The 17,012-nt window shown below is 68.4% G+C and carries 15 protein-coding genes; 11 read left to right on the top strand and 4 right to left on the bottom strand.

Features of this window, described 5'->3' with window-relative positions:
- Positions 1-62 precede the first annotated feature (62 nt).
- Positions 63-545 carry a flavodoxin family protein gene (locus ACFFCN_RS00660; protein WP_375488705.1) on the top strand — a complete coding sequence of 161 codons (483 nt, stop codon included), beginning with the start codon at positions 63-65 and terminating at the stop codon, positions 543-545.
- A 27-nt stretch (positions 546-572) separates the two neighbouring features.
- Here the strand turns inward: ACFFCN_RS00660 and ACFFCN_RS00655 are convergent, their stop codons facing one another.
- Complete coding sequence (locus ACFFCN_RS00655; RefSeq protein WP_375488703.1) at positions 573-1,370, bottom strand: hypothetical protein; 798 nt, start codon at positions 1,368-1,370, stop codon at positions 573-575.
- A gap of 364 nt (positions 1,371-1,734) precedes the next feature.
- Between ACFFCN_RS00655 and ACFFCN_RS00650 the strand changes: the two genes are divergently transcribed.
- Positions 1,735-1,941 (top strand): DUF2945 domain-containing protein, encoded by a 207-nt coding sequence (locus tag ACFFCN_RS00650; RefSeq protein ID WP_375488701.1) that lies wholly within the window; start codon positions 1,735-1,737, stop codon positions 1,939-1,941.
- A 124-nt stretch (positions 1,942-2,065) separates the two neighbouring features.
- Here ACFFCN_RS00650 and ACFFCN_RS00645 read toward each other — a convergent pair whose 3' ends face one another.
- Positions 2,066-2,257, bottom strand: a complete 192-nt coding sequence (locus ACFFCN_RS00645; protein WP_375488699.1) for a hypothetical protein — start codon at positions 2,255-2,257, stop codon at positions 2,066-2,068.
- Between the two features lie 62 nt (positions 2,258-2,319).
- On the bottom strand, positions 2,320-2,754 hold the full coding sequence (locus tag ACFFCN_RS00640; protein ID WP_375488697.1) for a hypothetical protein: 435 nt from the start codon (positions 2,752-2,754) through the stop codon (positions 2,320-2,322).
- A 172-nt stretch (positions 2,755-2,926) separates the two neighbouring features.
- Between ACFFCN_RS00640 and ACFFCN_RS00635 the strand changes: the two genes are divergently transcribed.
- Positions 2,927-6,334: an error-prone DNA polymerase gene (locus ACFFCN_RS00635; RefSeq protein ID WP_375488695.1), complete on the top strand. Its 3,408-nt coding sequence runs from the start codon at positions 2,927-2,929 to the stop codon at positions 6,332-6,334.
- A gap of 40 nt (positions 6,335-6,374) precedes the next feature.
- Positions 6,375-7,334 carry a radical SAM protein gene (locus ACFFCN_RS00630; protein ID WP_375488693.1) on the top strand — a complete coding sequence of 320 codons (960 nt, stop codon included), beginning with the start codon at positions 6,375-6,377 and terminating at the stop codon, positions 7,332-7,334.
- Here the strand turns inward: ACFFCN_RS00630 and ACFFCN_RS00625 are convergent.
- Complete coding sequence (locus tag ACFFCN_RS00625) at positions 7,312-7,929, bottom strand: TetR/AcrR family transcriptional regulator (RefSeq protein ID WP_375488691.1); 618 nt, start codon at positions 7,927-7,929, stop codon at positions 7,312-7,314. The two genes, ACFFCN_RS00630 and ACFFCN_RS00625, sit on opposite strands and share 23 nt — an antisense overlap.
- A gap of 59 nt (positions 7,930-7,988) precedes the next feature.
- Between ACFFCN_RS00625 and ACFFCN_RS00620 the strand changes: the two genes are divergently transcribed.
- The 7 genes from ACFFCN_RS00620 (at position 7,989) to ACFFCN_RS00590 (ending at position 16,986) form a co-directional block, all read left to right on the top strand.
- Complete coding sequence (locus ACFFCN_RS00620; RefSeq protein WP_375488689.1) at positions 7,989-8,870, top strand: alpha/beta fold hydrolase; 882 nt, start codon at positions 7,989-7,991, stop codon at positions 8,868-8,870.
- 176 nt (positions 8,871-9,046) lie between these two features.
- The gene (locus tag ACFFCN_RS00615) at positions 9,047-11,149 is read left to right on the top strand and encodes a putative bifunctional diguanylate cyclase/phosphodiesterase (protein WP_375488687.1); all 2,103 of its coding nucleotides are present in this window, start codon (positions 9,047-9,049) and stop codon (positions 11,147-11,149) included.
- 24 nt (positions 11,150-11,173) lie between these two features.
- Positions 11,174-11,611, top strand: a complete 438-nt coding sequence (locus ACFFCN_RS00610; protein ID WP_375488685.1) for a CBS domain-containing protein — start codon at positions 11,174-11,176, stop codon at positions 11,609-11,611.
- A 316-nt stretch (positions 11,612-11,927) separates the two neighbouring features.
- On the top strand, positions 11,928-13,589 hold the full coding sequence (locus tag ACFFCN_RS00605) for a GspE/PulE family protein (RefSeq protein ID WP_375488684.1): 1,662 nt from the start codon (positions 11,928-11,930) through the stop codon (positions 13,587-13,589).
- A gap of 265 nt (positions 13,590-13,854) precedes the next feature.
- Positions 13,855-15,147: a type IV pilus twitching motility protein PilT gene (locus tag ACFFCN_RS00600; protein WP_375488682.1), complete on the top strand. Its 1,293-nt coding sequence runs from the start codon at positions 13,855-13,857 to the stop codon at positions 15,145-15,147.
- Positions 15,144-16,403, top strand: a complete 1,260-nt coding sequence (locus tag ACFFCN_RS00595; RefSeq protein WP_375488680.1) for a type II secretion system F family protein — start codon at positions 15,144-15,146, stop codon at positions 16,401-16,403. Before ACFFCN_RS00600 ends, ACFFCN_RS00595 begins: the two co-directional genes overlap by 4 nt.
- A gap of 112 nt (positions 16,404-16,515) precedes the next feature.
- Complete coding sequence (locus tag ACFFCN_RS00590) at positions 16,516-16,986, top strand: prepilin-type N-terminal cleavage/methylation domain-containing protein (RefSeq protein WP_375488678.1); 471 nt, start codon at positions 16,516-16,518, stop codon at positions 16,984-16,986.
- Positions 16,987-17,012: the final 26 nt, after the last annotated feature.

The raw sequence follows: 17,012 nt of genomic DNA, 5'->3' as shown, positions 1-17,012 counted from the left end.
GCGTAATACACACCTGGGGGACAGGTCACCTGGCCGCCGACAGCGGCCGTTACGGTGCAGCCATGGCGGAGGACGGTGTGCAGAAGGTGCTGCTCGTCGTGCACCACACCGCGTCGCCGGCGACCCAGGAGTTGCTCGAGGCCGCGCTCGACGGCACCCGCGCGGACGGCATCGAGGGCGTGGACGTGCGGGTCCGGCCCGCGCTCGGGGCGACGGTCAGTGACGTCGTCGACGCCGACGGCTTCCTGCTCGGCACGCCCGCGAACATCGGCTACATGAGCGGCGCGCTGAAGACGTTCTTCGACGCCATCTACTACCCGACGTTGATCGCCAAGACGGGCGCGCCCTACGGGCTGTGGGTGCACGGCAACGACAACACCGCCGGGGCCATCCGTGCGGTCGAGTCGATCGCCGGCGGCCTGGGCTGGGCCAAGGTCACCGACGCGGCCGAGATCACCGGCGCGGTCGACAAGGAGAAGCGCGAGACCGTGTGGGAGCTGGCGGCGACGGTCGCTGCGACGGTCAGCGGCGCGCTCGGCAGCTGAGCGGTCGGAAACCGCGGGCGCCGTTCGTCAGTGGACGGTCACCAACTGCGCCCCGCCGAAGACGCCGCTGGTGCTGTCGATCGCATCTGCGACGGCGATGTAGCGGTGCGCCTGCAGTCGGGCTCTCGTCCACGCCTGGTGGTGCGGACCGATGAGGCCGCCGAGCGCGAAGTCGGTGACGTCCAGGTCTTCGAGGTTGCTCTCGGTGGGATGCGTCAGGAATCGCTGGACATCAGCGTTCGAGGTGCTGCTGCTGATGCCGAACAGCACCAGCTCCTCCGGGTGCGAGCTGCCGTTGATCAGATGCAGGTAGCTGTGTCGCGACTGCGTTGCGGGCGCGTGCAGTGCCTTGCGACTGTCGATGCGATAGGCGCTCGACCCGGGCACCGAGGCGTTCACGCTCTTCCCGGTCACGTGCACCGTCGCGACCTTGGCAGCGGACAGGTGCTCGACCGCGACCGCGACCACGTAGTACGTGCCGCGGCTCAACGTCAGATACGTATCGGAGTCGAACAGCGACACCACGGTGAATTGCTTGAGCAACTTCGACGACTTGGTCGCACGCAGATCCTTGACGAGCGCAGCGGTGCCGGCGTGCTTGCGCTTGACGACCATCACCGGCTTTGCACTCGGGACCCGCAGGTGCGCCAGGCCGGGGCGTTGCTTGGCGAGCGTGTGCACGTAACCCTTCGTGGTTACGTGAAACGTGACCCGGGCGCGACCGTGATGTGTCGTCGCCCCTGCTGGGCCGGTTGCGCCGAGCACGAGCGCAACGGCGCTCGCGGCCACCACTGCACCCTTGATGATCTGACTGGTTCTGTTCACCGACGCCGCCTAGCTGGGTTGATTCGTGAGCACATCCGCCGCGCGACGCACGACTGCGGTCAGTATCAGGTGGTTGACGCAAGAACCACCGACCCGGGCAGGTAACAATCTGGTGAAGTTATGGTAGCCGAGCACAGTTGGCTACGGAGTCGTACAGGGCGCTCGGTTTGCCGTCCAGCCCGACCCCACCGCGGGCTGGACGGCACGTGCCGACCCATTGACATCACACAGATGACGGCGCGCGGGCTAACGTCCGGTGTACGTCACCTCACGCGCCTTTGATCTATACCCAAAGCCAAACACATTCCTCACATTGAATCGGTGGCAGTTGTCAAGCCGGCGACCAGGCGGGAAAGACGGCGGTATGTCCGATTTCGAGCAGGGTGACCGGGTGACCTGGAGCAGTCACGGGAGCACCGTCCACGGCACCGTCAAAAGCAAGATCACCAGCGAGACCGAGGCCGGCGGCCGGAAGGTCAAGGCGAGCGAGGACGAGCCGCAGTACCTCGTCGAGAGCGACAACGGGGGCGACGCGGTCCACAAACCGGAGGCCTTGCGCAAGTCGTCATGAGCGACAACGGGGACGCCCACGACGCCTGCTGCGCTGCGAGGGACGGTGAGCATCGGTGCAGTCGGTGGCAGTGTGTCTGGCGATCCTGACCGCCGCGATGACGGCGTGCACCGGTGATCGTGCGCTACGACCCGGCGCCCAACCCGCCGCCGAAGCCGGAGGAGAACGCGCGCCGGCGGCGGCGCTCGGCCTTGTCGCCGGCCTGCTTGACCTCGCCCGGGCTCTTCCCGGCCTCGGTGGCCAACTCCTCGGCGTCGCGCCGCGGTCCGTTCATCACGTCGTCGCGCCAGTTCATGTACTTCTTGATCAGTCCCATCGCCCCGGTATACCCGTCTCGGGAAGCGCGGATGCGGCTCGGCGACGGACGTGCGGCGCCCGTCAGTCCTTCGGCTTGGGGGTGAACAGCGTGCTCGCCCTGGTGGCCACACCGGTGCCGGCCGGCGTGCTGACGGTCAGCGTTATCCGGTACGGGTAGTTGTAGGGCAGTGGGGTTGCCTCGACCGTGCCCTGGCTCGCGCCGTTCGGGTCGGTGGTGCCGCTGGCGGTGTAGTCCGTGGTGTTCAACGCGGTGTTGAGGTACGTCAGGGTCCAGCTGTCCCCCGCGCACCCGGTGAGCGCGTAGGTCGACGTGATGGCCGCGCCCGTGAGGGTCAGGACGGGAGTGTTCGACAGTTGCTTGATCTGGCAGTTCGACGACGCGGCTTGTCCGCCACCCTGTCCGCCACCCTGGCCGCCTGACGCCTGCGCAGCAGGAGCTGCCACGAGGGCGACCGCGCCGGATGCCGCGAGCAGGGTGAGTGTCTTACCGATCATGGGGTGCTCCTTCGACCGAGGCCGTTGTCCGAGGGGCCGCGGGTTGTCCCGCGCACGGGTCAGTTATCGCGGCCGGCCGGTCGTAATCGCGATAGTCCGTTGGGACTAGTACGTGCGCAGCCCGGCGAGATGCTCACTGGCATGATTCGAACGCACGTTCTACCATCACCGGGTGGGCTGGGAGAACCCGGAGATTCCGTGGCGTGAACTGGAGCGGCGCCTGTCCGGGCGCCCGCAGACTCCATTCGCGCAGCTGCAGAGCCAGCTGCACGGCGACGGCGGCGACTCCCCCGCGTGGTCGCGCAAGCGCGAGGCCTACGAGCCGGCACAGCTGATCCGCCCGACGGGCACCGTGCCCTACGGCGAGCTGCACGCCCACTCGTCGTTCAGCTTCCTCGACGGCGCGTCCGACCCGACCGAGCTGGTCGAGGAAGCGGTGCGGCTCGGCATCGAGTCGTTGACGCTCACCGACCACGACGGCGTCTACGGGCTCGTCCGGTTCGCCGAAGCCGCCGACCGTTACGACCTGCCCACCGGCTTCGGCGCCGAGCTCTCGCTCGACATCTCGACGCCGATCACGCAGGCCGAGCGCGACATCGCCGCACGCGTGGGCATCCCCGATCCGCCCGGCACGCATCTGCTCGCCCTCGCCCGCGATCCCGAGGGTTACGCGCGACTGTCACGGGTGATCGGGCGTGCGCATCTGCGCGGCGGCGCAAAGGGACGCCCGGTCTACGACGGGCTCGAGGCTCTTGCCGCCGAGGCGGACGGCCACTGGCTGGTGCTCACCGGGTGTCGCAAGGGTGCGGTGCAGCGGGCACTGGGACGCGGCGGGCAGTCCGCTGCGCGCAGTGCCCTCGTCCGGCTGGTCGACCTGTTCGGCCGGGACAACGTCGTCGTCGAACTCACCCACGATCTCGACCCGCTCGCCGATGAGCGTTACGAGGTGCTCGCCGCACTCGCCGACGAATTGCGCCTCGACCTCGTCGCCACCACGGCCGCGCACTACCACGGGCCGCCGCGCCGGCCGCTCGCCACGGCGATGGCCGCGGTCCGGGCCCGCAGCACGCTCGACGACGTCGACGGCTGGTTGCCGAGTTGGTCCGGTCAGCACCTGCGCAGTGGCGCCGAGATGGCAGCGCGGTTCGCCCGCTGGCCGCACGCCGTCGCCAACGCGGCGCGGCTGGCGAAGGAGATCGCGTTCCCGCTGTCGCTGATCGCACCGGACCTGCCGCCGTTCCCGTGCCCGGACGGCCTGGACGAGATGGGCTACCTGCGGCAGCTGACCTACGAGGGCTTCGCGCGGCGCTTCGCCGGCGAACCGCACGCGGCCAAGGCGCGAGCGAAGATCGAACACGAACTGACGATCATCGGCGAGCAGAACTTCCCCGGTTACTTCCTCGTCGTCTGGGAGATCGCGCGATTCTGCCGGGACAACGGCATCCTGTGCCAGGGCCGAGGGTCCGCGGCCAACTCGGCGGTCTGCTTCGCGCTGGAGATCACCGCCATCGACCCCGTCTACTACGACCTCATGTTCGAGCGCTTCCTCGCGCCCGAGCGCGGTGAGCCGCCGGACATCGACATCGACATCGACTCCGACCGGCGCGAGGAGGTCATCCAGCACGTCTACGCGATGCACGGGCGCGAGCACGCCGCGCAGGTCGCCAACGTGATCACCTACCGGCCCAAGTCGGCGGTACGCGACGTCGCCAAGGCTCTCGGCTATTCGCAGGGCCAGCAGGACGCCTGGAGCAAGGAGATCGAGCGCGGCTACTACTGGAGCTATACACCCGACACCGGCGAGCTCGGCAACAAGACCACGGCCGATGAGCTCGCCGAGGTACCGGAGCGGGTCGTGCAGTTGGCCGAGCAGCTGCAGAACATGCCGCGGCATTTGGGCATCCACTCCGGCGGCATGGTGATGTGCGACCGTCCGGTGATCGAGGTGTGCCCGGTCGAGTGGGGCCGGATGAAGGACCGCACCGTGCTGCAGTGGGACAAGGACGACTGCGCCGAGGTCGGCCTCGTCAAGTTCGACCTGCTCGGCCTCGGCATGTTGTCCGCGCTGTCCTACTGCTTCGAGATGATCACGAAGCACCACGGGGTGACGTACGAGCTCGCGACCATCCCGAAAGAGCAACCGTGCGTCTACGACATGCTCTGCGCGGCCGACTCGGTCGGTGTGTTCCAGGTGGAGTCACGCGCGCAGATGGCCACGTTGCCGCGGCTCAAGCCGCGCGAGTTCTACGACCTCGCCTGCGAGGTCGCGTTGATCCGCCCCGGCCCCATCCAGGGCGACTCGGTGCATCCGTTCATCCGCCGCAAGAACGGCGACGAGCCGATCACGTTCCCGCACCCCAAGCTCGAGCACGCGCTCGCGCGCACCAAGGGCATTCCGCTGTTCCAGGAGCAGTTGATGCAGATCGCCGTCGACGTCGCGGGTTTCTCGCCGGCCGAGGCCGACAAGCTGCGTCGCGCGATGGGCTCCAAGCGCGGCGTCGAGCGCATCGACGCCATGCGCGAGCGGCTCTACGAGGGCATGCGGGCGAACGGTCTCGCCGGCCCGGTCGCGGACGAGATCTACGAGAAGATCAAGGCGTTCGCGGCGTTCGGCTTCGCCGAGTCGCACTCGATCTCGTTCGCGCTGCTCGTCTACGCGTCGTCCTGGCTCAAGCGGCACTACCCCGCCGCGTTCTGCGCCGCACTGCTCAACGCCCAGCCGATGGGCTTCTACTCGGCACAGTCGCTGATCCACGACGCCAAGCGGCACGGCATCGAGATCCGCAAGCCGTCGTTGGAGCACTCGTTCGCCGGCGCCACCCTGGAATCAGGCGACGGGCCGTCCCAGTGCGCCTGCCTGCACGCGCCGCAACCGGCGGTCCGGCTCGGCTTGGGTTCGGTGCGCACGATCGGCGACGAGCTGGCGCAGGCCATCGTCGCCGAGCGGGAACGAGGCGGGCGCTACGAGTCGATGGCCGACCTCGCGCGGCGCGTCGGGCTGGGTGCGGAGCAGGTCGAGGCGCTGGCCACGTCCGGCGCGTTCGCCGGCTTCGGCGTCGGGCGCCGCGAGGCGCTGTGGAGTGCAGGCGCCGCGGCCACCGCCCGGCCCGGGCAGCTCGACGTCGTGACCTTCGACGAGCAGGTGCCGCCGCAGCTGCCCGCGATGACCGGCCCGGAACAGCTGATCGCCGACATGTGGGCGACGTCGATGACACCGGACATCTACCCCACCGCGCTGATCCGCCCGCAGCTCGATGCGCTCGGCATCGTCACGGCGGCAGGGCTGCGCCGCATCGACGACCACACGAGGGTGACCGTCGGCGGCGTCGTCACGCACCGGCAGCGCCCGGCCACCGCTCGTGGCGTCACGTTCCTCAACCTCGAGGACGAGACGGGCATGGTCAACGTGATCGTCGAGGAGTCGGTGTGGGAGCGGCACCGGCGGGTGGCGCGCGAATCCGGTGGCCTGCGCATCCGCGGCATGCTCGAGCACACGCACGACGGCGTCATCAACGTGCTCGCCGAACGTATCGAGCGGCTCAACCTCGGCCTGCACACCAAGTCCCGCGACTTCCGATGAGCGACGCGAAACCGGGCGATCTTGATGCGCTGGACGACCCATGACCCGGCCAGAACATCAAGATCCGTTCAGATGGCAGACCACGAGCGACGACGACGCGCTGTTCGCCACGGACGAGCTGTTCCTGCACGACCTCGGCTCCGGGCGCATGTCCGATCTCGAGTTCCTGCACGTCACCGCCAAGCGCATCCTCAACCACGTCCCGGACGGCTCCCGCGCGCCGAGCAACTGGACGATCAACGTGTACCGCGGCTGCAGCCACGCGTGCACGTACTGTTTCGCCCGGCCGACGCATGAGTACCTCGGCCTCAACATCGGCAGCGACTTCGACCGCAAGATCGTCGTGAAGATCAACGCAGTGGACCGGCTGCGCACCGAGCTCGCCGACCCGAACTGGCGCGGCGAAACGATCGCGATGGGCACGAACACCGATCCCTACCAGCGCGCCGAGGCCAAGTACCGCCTCACCCGAGGCGTGCTCCAGGCGCTCGCCGAGTACCGCAACCCGTTCTCGATCCTCACCAAGTCGCCGCTGGTGGTGCGCGACCTGGATGTCCTGCTCGAGGCCGCACAGCACGCACACGTGTCGGTCAACTTCTCGCTCGGAACGCTCGACCGGCGCGTGTGGCGGGCCACCGAACCCGGCGCGCCCGACCCGCGACGGCGGGTCGACGCCATGGCACGGCTCGCCGCGGCGGGGATCAGCACCGGGGCGTTGATCGCGCCGATCCTGCCGGGCCTCAGCGACGACGCCGCGCAGCTGCGCGAGGTGGTCTCGGCCGTCCGCGATGCCGGCGGCCGGCTGCTCGGCATCGGACCGCTGCACCTGCGACGCGGCACCCGCGAGCACTTCCTCGACTGGCTGCGCGACTTCGACGCCGACCTGCACCGCAACTACCTGCGCCGCTACGCGCGCAGTGACTACGCGCCCGAGCACTATCTCGCGCAGCTGTACCGCCGCGCCGGCATCGAACGCGTCAGCCGGCGGAGCCTGCGTTGAACACGCCGGTCATCAGTTGGTCGAACACGCCCTCGACGTCGGCGCGCGCCTGCACCGGGTCCTCGGCGCGCGCGACGTAGAGCGCCGCCTCGTCGAGCGCGCCGAGCAAGACGTGCGCGAGCGGCGGGGTCGGCTGCGGGCGCAGGTGCCCGAAGGTGATGGCCAGCTCCAGCAGCTGCTGCACCAGGCCGAAGCCGTACCGCAGGCCGATCTCGCGCCAACGCTCCCAGCCGAGCACGGCCGGCGCCTCGAGCAGCACGATGCGCTGGACCTCCGGCTCGGCGCAGGCGTCCAGCCACGCGCTGGCGCCGAAGCGCATCAGCTCGGGCGGCGTGCGCTCGCCGACCTCGCTGACCTGCGCGTCCAACCGGGCCATCGTCTCGGCCTCGACGGCCTCGAACACCGCAGCGAACAGCTCGGTCTTGTCCGCGAACTGGTGGTAGAGCGCGCCGCGGGTGACTCCGGCTGCCCGCACGATCTCCTCGGTGCCGACGTCGGCGAACCCCCGACTCGCGAACAGCGGCCGCGCGGCCCGTACGAGGGCGTCGCGCGTGGAGGCCGTCCGATCGGCCTGGGTGCGCCGGTTGCTGGTCATACAGACTGTATGTATGTTGGAGCGGTCACGAGCCGACGATAGCGCCGTAGGAGGACAGCATGTCCGCACCGCACGCCGCCGAACACGCCGAGATCGAGCTGCCTCAGGGTCGGATCCGCTATCGCGACGTCGGGCCGCGCAATCCCGAGGCACCCGTTGTCGTGTTGGTGCACGGCTTTCTCGTCAGCGGCTCGCTGTGGACCGGCGTGGCCGACCGGCTCGCCGCCGCGGGCGTGCGGTCGATCGCGCCGGACCTTCCGCTGGGTTCGCACCAGCTGCCGTTGACCGAGGACGCCGACGTGAGCCCGCGCGGCATCGCCCGGTTGGTGCTCGATCTCGTTGCCGCCCTCGAGCTCACCGACGTCACGCTGGTCGGCAACGACACGGGCGGCGGCCTGTGCCAGTTCGTCATCGACACCGACGCGCAGCGCATCGGCCGCCTGGTGCTGACCAACTGCGATTGCTTCGACCAGTTCCCGCCCCCGCCGTTCGGGATCGCGATGCGGGCGGGCAAACACCCGGCGTTGTTCCGCGCGGGGGTGCGCACGGCCCGCGCGACGGTCATCCGGCACTCCGCGCTCGCCTACGGCCCGCTGGTGCGCGATCGTCGGGCGCTCGACCCGGAACTCACCCGCAGCTGGGTCGACCCCCTGGTGCAGGACAAAGCGATCGCTCACGACCTCGCAAAATTCTGTGCCGCTCTCGACCCTGCGGAACTGCTCGACATCTCCACCCGTCTGGCCGACTTCGGCAAGCCGGTGACGCTCGTCTGGGGCGCGGCCGACCCCTTCTTCAAGCTGGCGCTCGGCTGCCGACTGCGCGACGCCTTCGGCAACGCGACGCTGATCGAGATCGCGGACGGCAAGACGTTCGTGCCCATCGACGAGCCGCAACGGTTGAGTGACGCCATCGTCGGAGCGGGCCACCGACTCGCGCGCTGAGGACGACCCGGGAGGCCATCCGACCTGCCCGGCGCGGTGCGAAAAAGAGCCCGGCCTGCTGATCTTGCAAGATCCCGCACCGATATGGGAATGTACTTCACGTCGATCTAACACTGGGTGGGGCCACTGGAAGATCGCGTCCGAGCCAACAAGCGCTCACGCCGTGGAGTGGACCGATGCCGATCAACCGACAGCAGTTCTCGCTTCGTCGGCTCTCCCTGTCCAGCGTCATGTGGTACGCGTGCGTCGGACTCGGCTGGACGCTGATGGGCTGGGCTGTCTGGCACCTCGCGACCACACCGGAATTCCGTCTGGCGCCGACCTTCGTGACCGTCGCGGTCCTCGTCCCCGCGCTCGAGGTGCTGCCCGTCGTCCAGGGCCGTGGACACGATCCCGAGGGCGTCGTGATGTCCATGGCGTTCGCTGCCGCGATGCTGTTCCTGTGGGGCATCTGGCCGGTCGTCCTGGTCGTGGCTGTGGGTTCGATCGCCGCCGACCTGCGCGTCGGGAAGGCGTGGTGGAAGGTCCTGTTCAACCCCGCGCAGTACGCGCTCGCCATGGGCGCAGCCTGGCTCGTCCTGTACGCGGCCGGCGTCACGGTGTCGCCAGCGCACCCGTTGGCTAATTTCCATGCAAGCTACCTGTGGTGGATGGCCTTGGCGTGGTTGGTGTACTTCGTCGTCAACCTCGTGCTCGTCGGCGCGATGGTCGCCGGGACGTCGTTCATCACCGAATTCATCCGCCGGGACTTCTGGCACTCCGCGGTGATGAACTTCGCGGTACTCGCGTTGTCGCCACTCATCGTCATCGTCGGGCAGCACTGGTGGTCGCTGATCCCGTTGCTGCTGATCCCGCTGCTGCTCGTCTACTACACCGCTCAGCAGTCGCTCCAACGTGAGCACGCGGCCGGACACGACAACCTGACCCATCTGCCGAACCGGTCCACACTGAACTACGAGCTCGGTCAGGCGTTCGCGACACACGTCCGCGAAGGGTCACCCTTCGGGCTGCTGCTCATCGACCTCGACGACTTCAAGGCCGTCAACGACACGCTCGGCCACCAGATGGGCGACGAGCTGCTCGTCCAGTTCGCCGAACGGCTGCGGGGCAGCATCCGGGTGGGTGACATCGCCGCCCGCCTCGGCGGCGACGAGTTCGCGGTCATGGTGTTCGACGCCGACAGCGAGCAGGTCTACGCGGTCGCACGACGCATTTGTGACGGTGTGTCCGGTCCGGTGACCCTCGGCGGCCTGACCGTGGAGGTCGACCTCTCGGTCGGCATCGCCGTGGGTCCGGGCGACGCCACCGACCCGGCGGCGCTGCTGCGTCTGGCCGACGTCGCGATGTATCGCGCCAAGGCGCAGCGCACCGTGATCGAGATGTATTCGCCGGAACACGACGACAACACCGCGTCGCGGCTGGGCCTCGTCGGCGACCTGCGCAGGGCCATCGACCGCGACGAGCTCGAGCTCTACTACCAGCCGAAGCTCGCGAACGACCGGACCCCGATGGGGGTCGAGGCGCTCGTGCGATGGGAGCATCCGCAGCGCGGGCGGGTGAGCCCCGACCAGTTCGTCCCGGCCGCGGAGCGCTCGGGCATCATGCCGCTGCTGACCGCGAAGGTCATCAACCTGGCGCTGTCACAGATCGTCGCCTGGCGCGCCCAGGGCATCAACCTGCCGGTCGCGGTCAACATCTCGCCCACCGACCTGTACGGCGCCGACCTGCCCGATCTGATCGCCCGCGAGCTCGCTGCGCGCCGCCTGCCCGCGGACGTCCTCCAGCTGGAGATCACCGAACGCGTCGCGACGCACCACCTCGAGCAGTCCCGCGCGACGCTCGACCGGCTGCGCGCGATGGGCGTGCTGATCAGCCTCGACGACTTCGGCACCGGCTACTCGTCACTGTTGCGACTCGGCGCCCTGCCGGTCGACGAGATCAAAATTGACCGGATCTTCGTCTCGCGGCTCGACGAAGACGTTCGTGCGTTCGACATCCTCGCCACGCTGGTCGGACTCGCTCACGCGCTGGGTGTACCGGCCATCGCGGAGGGTGTCGAGACGCAGGACCAGCTGCATCTGGTGGAGAAGGTCGGCTGCGACGGCGTTCAAGGCTGGTACATCGCGAAGCCGATGCCCAGCGAGCTCGCCACCGAATGGATCCGTGGCCGGCTCGCAAGCTCGCCCCTGCCGGCGCCCCAGGCCACCGCGACGCCGCATGACCGGTCGGTCGAGACGTCTGCTCTGGTGCTATCGCAGCCTCTGGGGCAAGCTCGCTAGAACAGAGCTTCGAAGGAGGTTGCCGTGCAGATCGCCGACGTCCTCAGGCACAAGCGAGCCCGCGACGCCGCCGAGGTGTTCACGATCGTGCCGTCGGAGACGGTCGCCACGCTGCTCGCCACACTGGCTGAGCACAACGTGGGCGCCCTCGTGGCCGTCGACGGTGATGACGTCGTCGGGATCGCCAGCGAACGCGACGTCGTGCGTCGTCTCGCCGCGGACGGTGCCGCCGTGCTCGAGCAGCCGGTCGAGCAGATCATGACGTCGACCGTGCTCAGCTGCGCCAGCGGCGACGCGGTCGACGGCATCGCCGAGACGATGACGCAGCGGCACATCAGGCACATGCCGGTGATCGACGACGGCCGGCTGACGGGCCTGGTCTCCATCGGCGACGTCGTGTCCAGCCGGATGCGGCAGCTGGAGGACGACCGCGGTCAGTTGGAGCAGTACATCAACGGCTGAACGGTTGCCGCTGGCCGACTCAGTTCGCGCCAGATACGTGACTGTGTTTGGTTTACGTTAGCCGCAACCGGGTAAATATGGGGTGCTGACGTTCGGGCTGGGGGCGGACCACGCGCACGAGTTCGACTCCTCGCCGCGACCCGTCGAGGACTGCACAGCCTGCCGGTCCACCGCCGCCCCAGGAGCAGTTTCGCATCGCCCCGCACCGCGTTCTCGACGCCTGTGCCGGGCGCTCGACGCGACCCTGGACACCCGGTGAGACCGGCCGCCATGGACAACCGTCCATGACACCGAAGCAGCCGGGCAGGAGGCAGGCATGTACGCCACGCACCGCCCGCTGCTCGATGCCCTGCAGGCACGCGGCATCGATGCGCACCTTCTGCAAGAGGCAGCCGACGAGGCCCAGCGCTCGCTGCGCTCCGTCCGTGACGTCCTGATCAACGACTCGATCGTCACGGAACTGGAACTGACCGAGGCGTCCGCGGACGCAAGTGGGCTCAAGAGCGTCGACCTCGTGGGCTATCCCCTCGATGCCGCGGCCATGAAAGCCATCCCGATCTCCACAGTGGTCCGGCACCGCGTGCTGGGCATCGGCATGGACAGCGGCACGCTGACGGTCGCGATCTCCGACCCGGACGATGTCTTCGCCCTCGACGACGTCCGCGCAGCCACCGGACTCGCGATCGAGCCGGTCGTCGCGGCGCGCAGCGAACTCCGCAAGCTCATCGACCGACTCAAGCGCGAGGAGACCGACCTCGCCGAGCTGGCCTCGACGCTCGGCGCCGAGGTCGCGCAGGCCGAGGTGCAGGTGTCCGAGGACGACGCGCCGGTCGTCCGATACGTGAACAGCCTCATCGACCAGGCGATCCAGAGCAGGGCTTCGGACCTGCACCTCGAGCCCACCGAGAGCGACGTGCGCGTGCGCTTCCGGATCGACGGTGTACTGCACGAGGTCGACCGCGTACCGACCGCGGTCCAGTCGTCCCTGATCTCGCGCCTGAAGATCATGGCAAGCGTCGACATCACGGAGCGGCGTGTGCCGCAGAACGGTCGCATCACCGTGCGACTGGACGCGAACAAGGTCGATCTGCGGCTCGCCACGCTGCCGACCGTCTGGGGCGAGAAGATCGTCCTTCGCGTGCTGGACACCGGCGGCATCGACCTCCAGCTGCGCAGGCTCGGCTTCACCGACCGCAGCTACGAGCGCTTCTCGGCGTCGTTCACCAAGCCGCACGGCATGGTGCTGGTGACCGGGCCGACCGGCTCGGGCAAGTCGACGACGCTCTACGCGACACTCTCCGAGATCAGCAAGCCCGAGGTCAACATCATCACGGTGGAGGACCCGGTCGAATACCGACTTCCCGGCGTCAACCAGGTGCAGGTCAACAACAAGGCCGGGTTGAACTTCGCAGCCGTGCTTCCGGCAATTCTGCGCTCAGACCCCGACGTCGTGCTGATCGGCGAGATCCGGGACCGCGCCACTGCGCAACTCGGCATCGAGGCCGCACTTACCGGTCACCTCGTGCTGTCCACGCTGCACACCAACGACGCGCCGTCGGCACCCACCCGATTGATCGAGATGGGCGTGGAACCGTTCCTCGTCGGCTCCTCGCTGGACTGCGTCATGGCGCAACGCCTGGCCCGCCGGCTGTGCGACTGGTGCAAGGAACCGTACGTACCGTCCCCGAGCGAATTCGACGGACGCGCGTGGCCTGCGCATGTCGAGATGCCCGAGAAGCTCTGGCGCGCCATCGGTTGCCGCTCGTGCGGCAACACCGGCTACCGCGGGCGGCTCGCCGTCAACGAGGTCATGCCGGTCTCCGAAGAGATCGAGCGACTGGCCGTCCAGCACGCCACCGCCACCGAGATCAAACGGGTCGCGGTCGCGGAGGGCATGGTCACGCTGCGCGAGGACGGCCTGATGAAGGCGATCGCAGGCGAGACGACGGTGGCAGAGATCTTCCGCGTCACCGTCTGAACCGGTTTCCGTCGGTTGCACGACACCGGAAACGTCCAAGCCCTGCGTTGATTCACCGCCTGAAGTGCGGACAAATCCGGACACAGTCCAGCATTCGCACGTCGGGCGCAAAAAAGTTGTGAACTAGACGTTAGATTTCGCCGTGTCTCGGTTAGTCTTCACGCTGAGCAAACATGAAATCTGTGTGAGCTGATTTCTTATCTCGTGCACCTGCGGGGGTTGCGCGAGGCCGATCGATTCTCGTTCGTGCCCGAAAGGACCCCCGGTGGACGCATTCTCGCCGCTGACGCAGCCAGCCGACATGGCCGGCTCGTCCGTCGCGCTGTACACCGGTGCGCTGCTCGACGCGGCGCCCATCGCGGACCTGCCGGCCGCCTCGCCTTCGCTGCCGCCGAGCGTCGACGGCCCCGCGCACAGCGCACCGGTCGTCCGGCACGCGACGCGCGACAGCGCGCTTGCCAAGGGCCTGAACCACGACGACTACGCGCGCACCCAGCTCAACGCCATGCTGACCGCGATGGTCCGCGCCGGCGGGTCTGACCTGCACATCACCGTCGGCCGGCCGCCGATGGCCCGTATCCACGGCGACCTCACGCCGCTCGCCGGCTTCGACGACGTGCTCCGGCCCGCGGACACCGAGGCCATCGTGCGCTGCGTCGTCACGCCCGGCCAGTGGGCACAGTTCGAGCGCGACCTCGAGTTCGATCTCGCCTACAGCCTGGACGGCGTCTCCCGCTTCCGCATCAACCTGTACCAGCAGCGCAACTCGTTCGGCTCGGTCATGCGCTCGATCCCCTACGAGATCAAGCAGCTGCACGAACTCGGCATCCCCGAGCAGATCGAGCGGTTCGCCGCGCTGCCGCGCGGGCTCGTCCTAGTGACCGGCCCGACGGGCTCGGGCAAGACCACGACGCTCGCGGCGCTGCTCGACCTCGCCAACCGCACGCGCAAGGACCACATCGTCACGATCGAGGACCCGATCGAGTTCGTGCACGCGCACAAGAAGTGCGTAGTCAACCAGCGCGAGCTCGGCGTCGACACGCACAGCTTCGCCGAGGCACTCAAGCACGTCCTGCGCCAGGACCCGGACATCATCCTCGTCGGCGAGATGCGCGACCTCGAAACGGTGTCCACCGCGCTGACCGCTGCCGAGACCGGCCACCTCGTCCTCGCCACGCTGCACACGCAGTCCGCGGCCCAGACGATCGATCGCGTCATCGACATGTTCCCGGCGCACCAGCAGCAGGAGATCCGCGCGCAACTGTCGACGGCGCTGCAAGGCGTGGTCACGCAGTCGCTCGCACGCCGTCCCGACGGCAAGGGCCGAACGGTGGTCTGCGAAGTCATGTTCGCCACCGCCGCGATCCGCAACCTGATCCGCGAGGGCAAGAACCACCAGATCCCGTCGTTCATGCAGTCCTCCGGCGGCGACGGCATGCTGACCTTCGACGCGCACCTCGCGCAGCGCGTGCACGAGGGCCTCGTCGGCTACGACCAGGCTCTGAACATCTGCCACGCGCCCGAGGAGTTCCGCCGGCTGGCCGGAGGCGCCCGATGAGCGCCCCAACCGCGGAAAAGGCCGCCAAGGAGCGGACGTTCGCGTACGAGGCGGTCGACGCCAAGGGCCACCGCAGCAAGGGCTCCATGGACGCGCCGGACGAGGCCGCCGTCGCGGCCGGGTTGCGGGCCCAGGGGTTGACGCTGCTCACCGTCCAGCATTCCGGGACCGGCCTCAACCGGGAGATCCGCCTGCCCGGCATGGGCAACGGGGTCGGGCTCAAAGACCTCGCGATCTTCAGTCGCCAGTTCGCGACGATGGCGAGCTCGGGTCTGTCGCTGCTGCGCTCGCTGACCATTCTCGAGGAGCAGACCGAGAAGCCGGCTCTGGCCAAGGCCATCCGCGAGGTGCGACGCGACATCGAACGAGGGTCGTCCATGTCCCAGGCGATGGCGAAGCACGACAAGATTTTCCCGCAGATCATGGTGGCAATGATCAACGCCGGCGAGACGGGCGGCTTCCTGGACGCCGCACTCGAGCGCCTCGCCGTCAACTTCGAGAAGGACGCCAACCTGCGGGCCAAGATCAAGTCGGCGATGACCTACCCGACCATCGTCATCTGCTTCAGCCTGCTGATGATCACCGGCGTGCTGATCTTCATCGTCCCGGTGTTCGAGAAGATGTTCAAGAATCTCGGTGGCACGCTCCCGCTGCCGACGCGGATCATCGTCACCACGAGCCACAACGCCGGCTGGATCTTGCCGCTGCTGGCAGTGATCGTGATCACCGGGACCAAGCTGTTCAAACGCAAACTGCGCAATGACCCGGCGTTCCGGCTGCGCTTCGACGGCCTGAAGCTGAAGATCAAGGTCTTCGGCCCGCTGTTCACGAAGATCGCCATCAGCCGCTTCGCGCGCAACTTCGGCACCCTGCTCGCCGTGGGCGTCCCCGTGATGCAAGCCCTCGACGTCGTCGGCGGCACCACCGGCAACGCCGTCATCGGCGCGGCCATGAAGGACGTCGGCAACTCGATTCGCGCCGGCAACACCATGTCGGCCCCGCTGGCCGAGCACCCGGTGTTCCCGCAGATGGTCGTGCAGATGATCGAGGTCGGCGAAGAGACCGGTCAGATCAGCAGCATGCTCGACAAGATCTCCGACTTCTACGACCACGAGGTCGAGGTCGCCACCGAGTCCCTGACCGCCGCCATCGAGCCGCTGATGGTCGTCGTCATGGGCGCGCTGGTCGGAGTCATGGTGATCTGCCTCTACCTGCCGATGTTCACCGTGTACCAGCACGTCGCAGGGGGCCAGTGATGGCCCCATCCACACTTCCGTGCACTCGCACGGAGCGGTCCGCCCCATAACCGGCCGCACGGCTCCGGAACGCCCGCTCCGGAGTGTCCCCCTAGAGTCCACGGAGGCTCAGATGTTCCGCAACACGCTCGACAAGCTGATCGCGATCCGCGAGGACAAGAAGGCCGAGGACGGTGGCTTCACCCTCATCGAGCTGCTGGTCGTCGTCGTCATCATCGGCGTCCTGATCGCGATCGCCATCCCGCTGTACCTCAACTACGAGAAGGGCGCGGCCGACAAGTCGGCGCAGTCCGACCTGCGCGCGGCAGTCAGCACGCTGAGCCAGTGCTACAGCGAGAACAGCAACGCCTACCCGGCGGTACCGACCGGCGGCGCCGACGCGACCGGCTCGCTGCAGTTCACGTGCGGCACCACCACCGAGACGGCGAAGCTGTCGTCCGGCACGCACCTGAAGTACGCGCAGGGCACCAGCTCGGCGAGCTTCACGCTGGCGGCCTGGAACACGAACGGCCACAAGAACGCCGACTCGGCCGGCAACGAGTACACGTACGACAGCACGGCCGGCGGCACCATCGGCGGCTGACCGCGGAATCTCTCGCAGGGGCGGGG

Origin of the sequence: uncultured Jatrophihabitans sp. (genome assembly GCF_964246335.1) — a bacterium.
GTDB lineage: Bacteria > Actinomycetota > Actinomycetes > Mycobacteriales > Jatrophihabitantaceae > Jatrophihabitans.
This window is presented reverse-complemented; position numbering and strand designations above follow the sequence as displayed.

Coding starts and splice junctions, on each gene's coding strand:
- ACFFCN_RS00625 (WP_375488691.1), bottom strand. CDS start 7,929: ATGACCAGCAACCGGCGCACCCAGGCCGATCGGACGGCCTCCACGCGC.
- ACFFCN_RS00650 (WP_375488701.1), top strand. CDS start 1,735: ATGTCCGATTTCGAGCAGGGTGACCGGGTGACCTGGAGCAGTCACGGG.
- ACFFCN_RS00660 (WP_375488705.1), top strand. CDS start 63: ATGGCGGAGGACGGTGTGCAGAAGGTGCTGCTCGTCGTGCACCACACC.
- ACFFCN_RS00590 (WP_375488678.1), top strand. CDS start 16,516: ATGTTCCGCAACACGCTCGACAAGCTGATCGCGATCCGCGAGGACAAG.
- ACFFCN_RS00615 (WP_375488687.1), top strand. CDS start 9,047: ATGCCGATCAACCGACAGCAGTTCTCGCTTCGTCGGCTCTCCCTGTCC.
- ACFFCN_RS00620 (WP_375488689.1), top strand. CDS start 7,989: ATGTCCGCACCGCACGCCGCCGAACACGCCGAGATCGAGCTGCCTCAG.
- ACFFCN_RS00595 (WP_375488680.1), top strand. CDS start 15,144: ATGAGCGCCCCAACCGCGGAAAAGGCCGCCAAGGAGCGGACGTTCGCG.
- ACFFCN_RS00605 (WP_375488684.1), top strand. CDS start 11,928: ATGTACGCCACGCACCGCCCGCTGCTCGATGCCCTGCAGGCACGCGGC.
- ACFFCN_RS00645 (WP_375488699.1), bottom strand. CDS start 2,257: ATGGGACTGATCAAGAAGTACATGAACTGGCGCGACGACGTGATGAAC.
- ACFFCN_RS00630 (WP_375488693.1), top strand. CDS start 6,375: ATGACCCGGCCAGAACATCAAGATCCGTTCAGATGGCAGACCACGAGC.
- ACFFCN_RS00640 (WP_375488697.1), bottom strand. CDS start 2,754: ATGATCGGTAAGACACTCACCCTGCTCGCGGCATCCGGCGCGGTCGCC.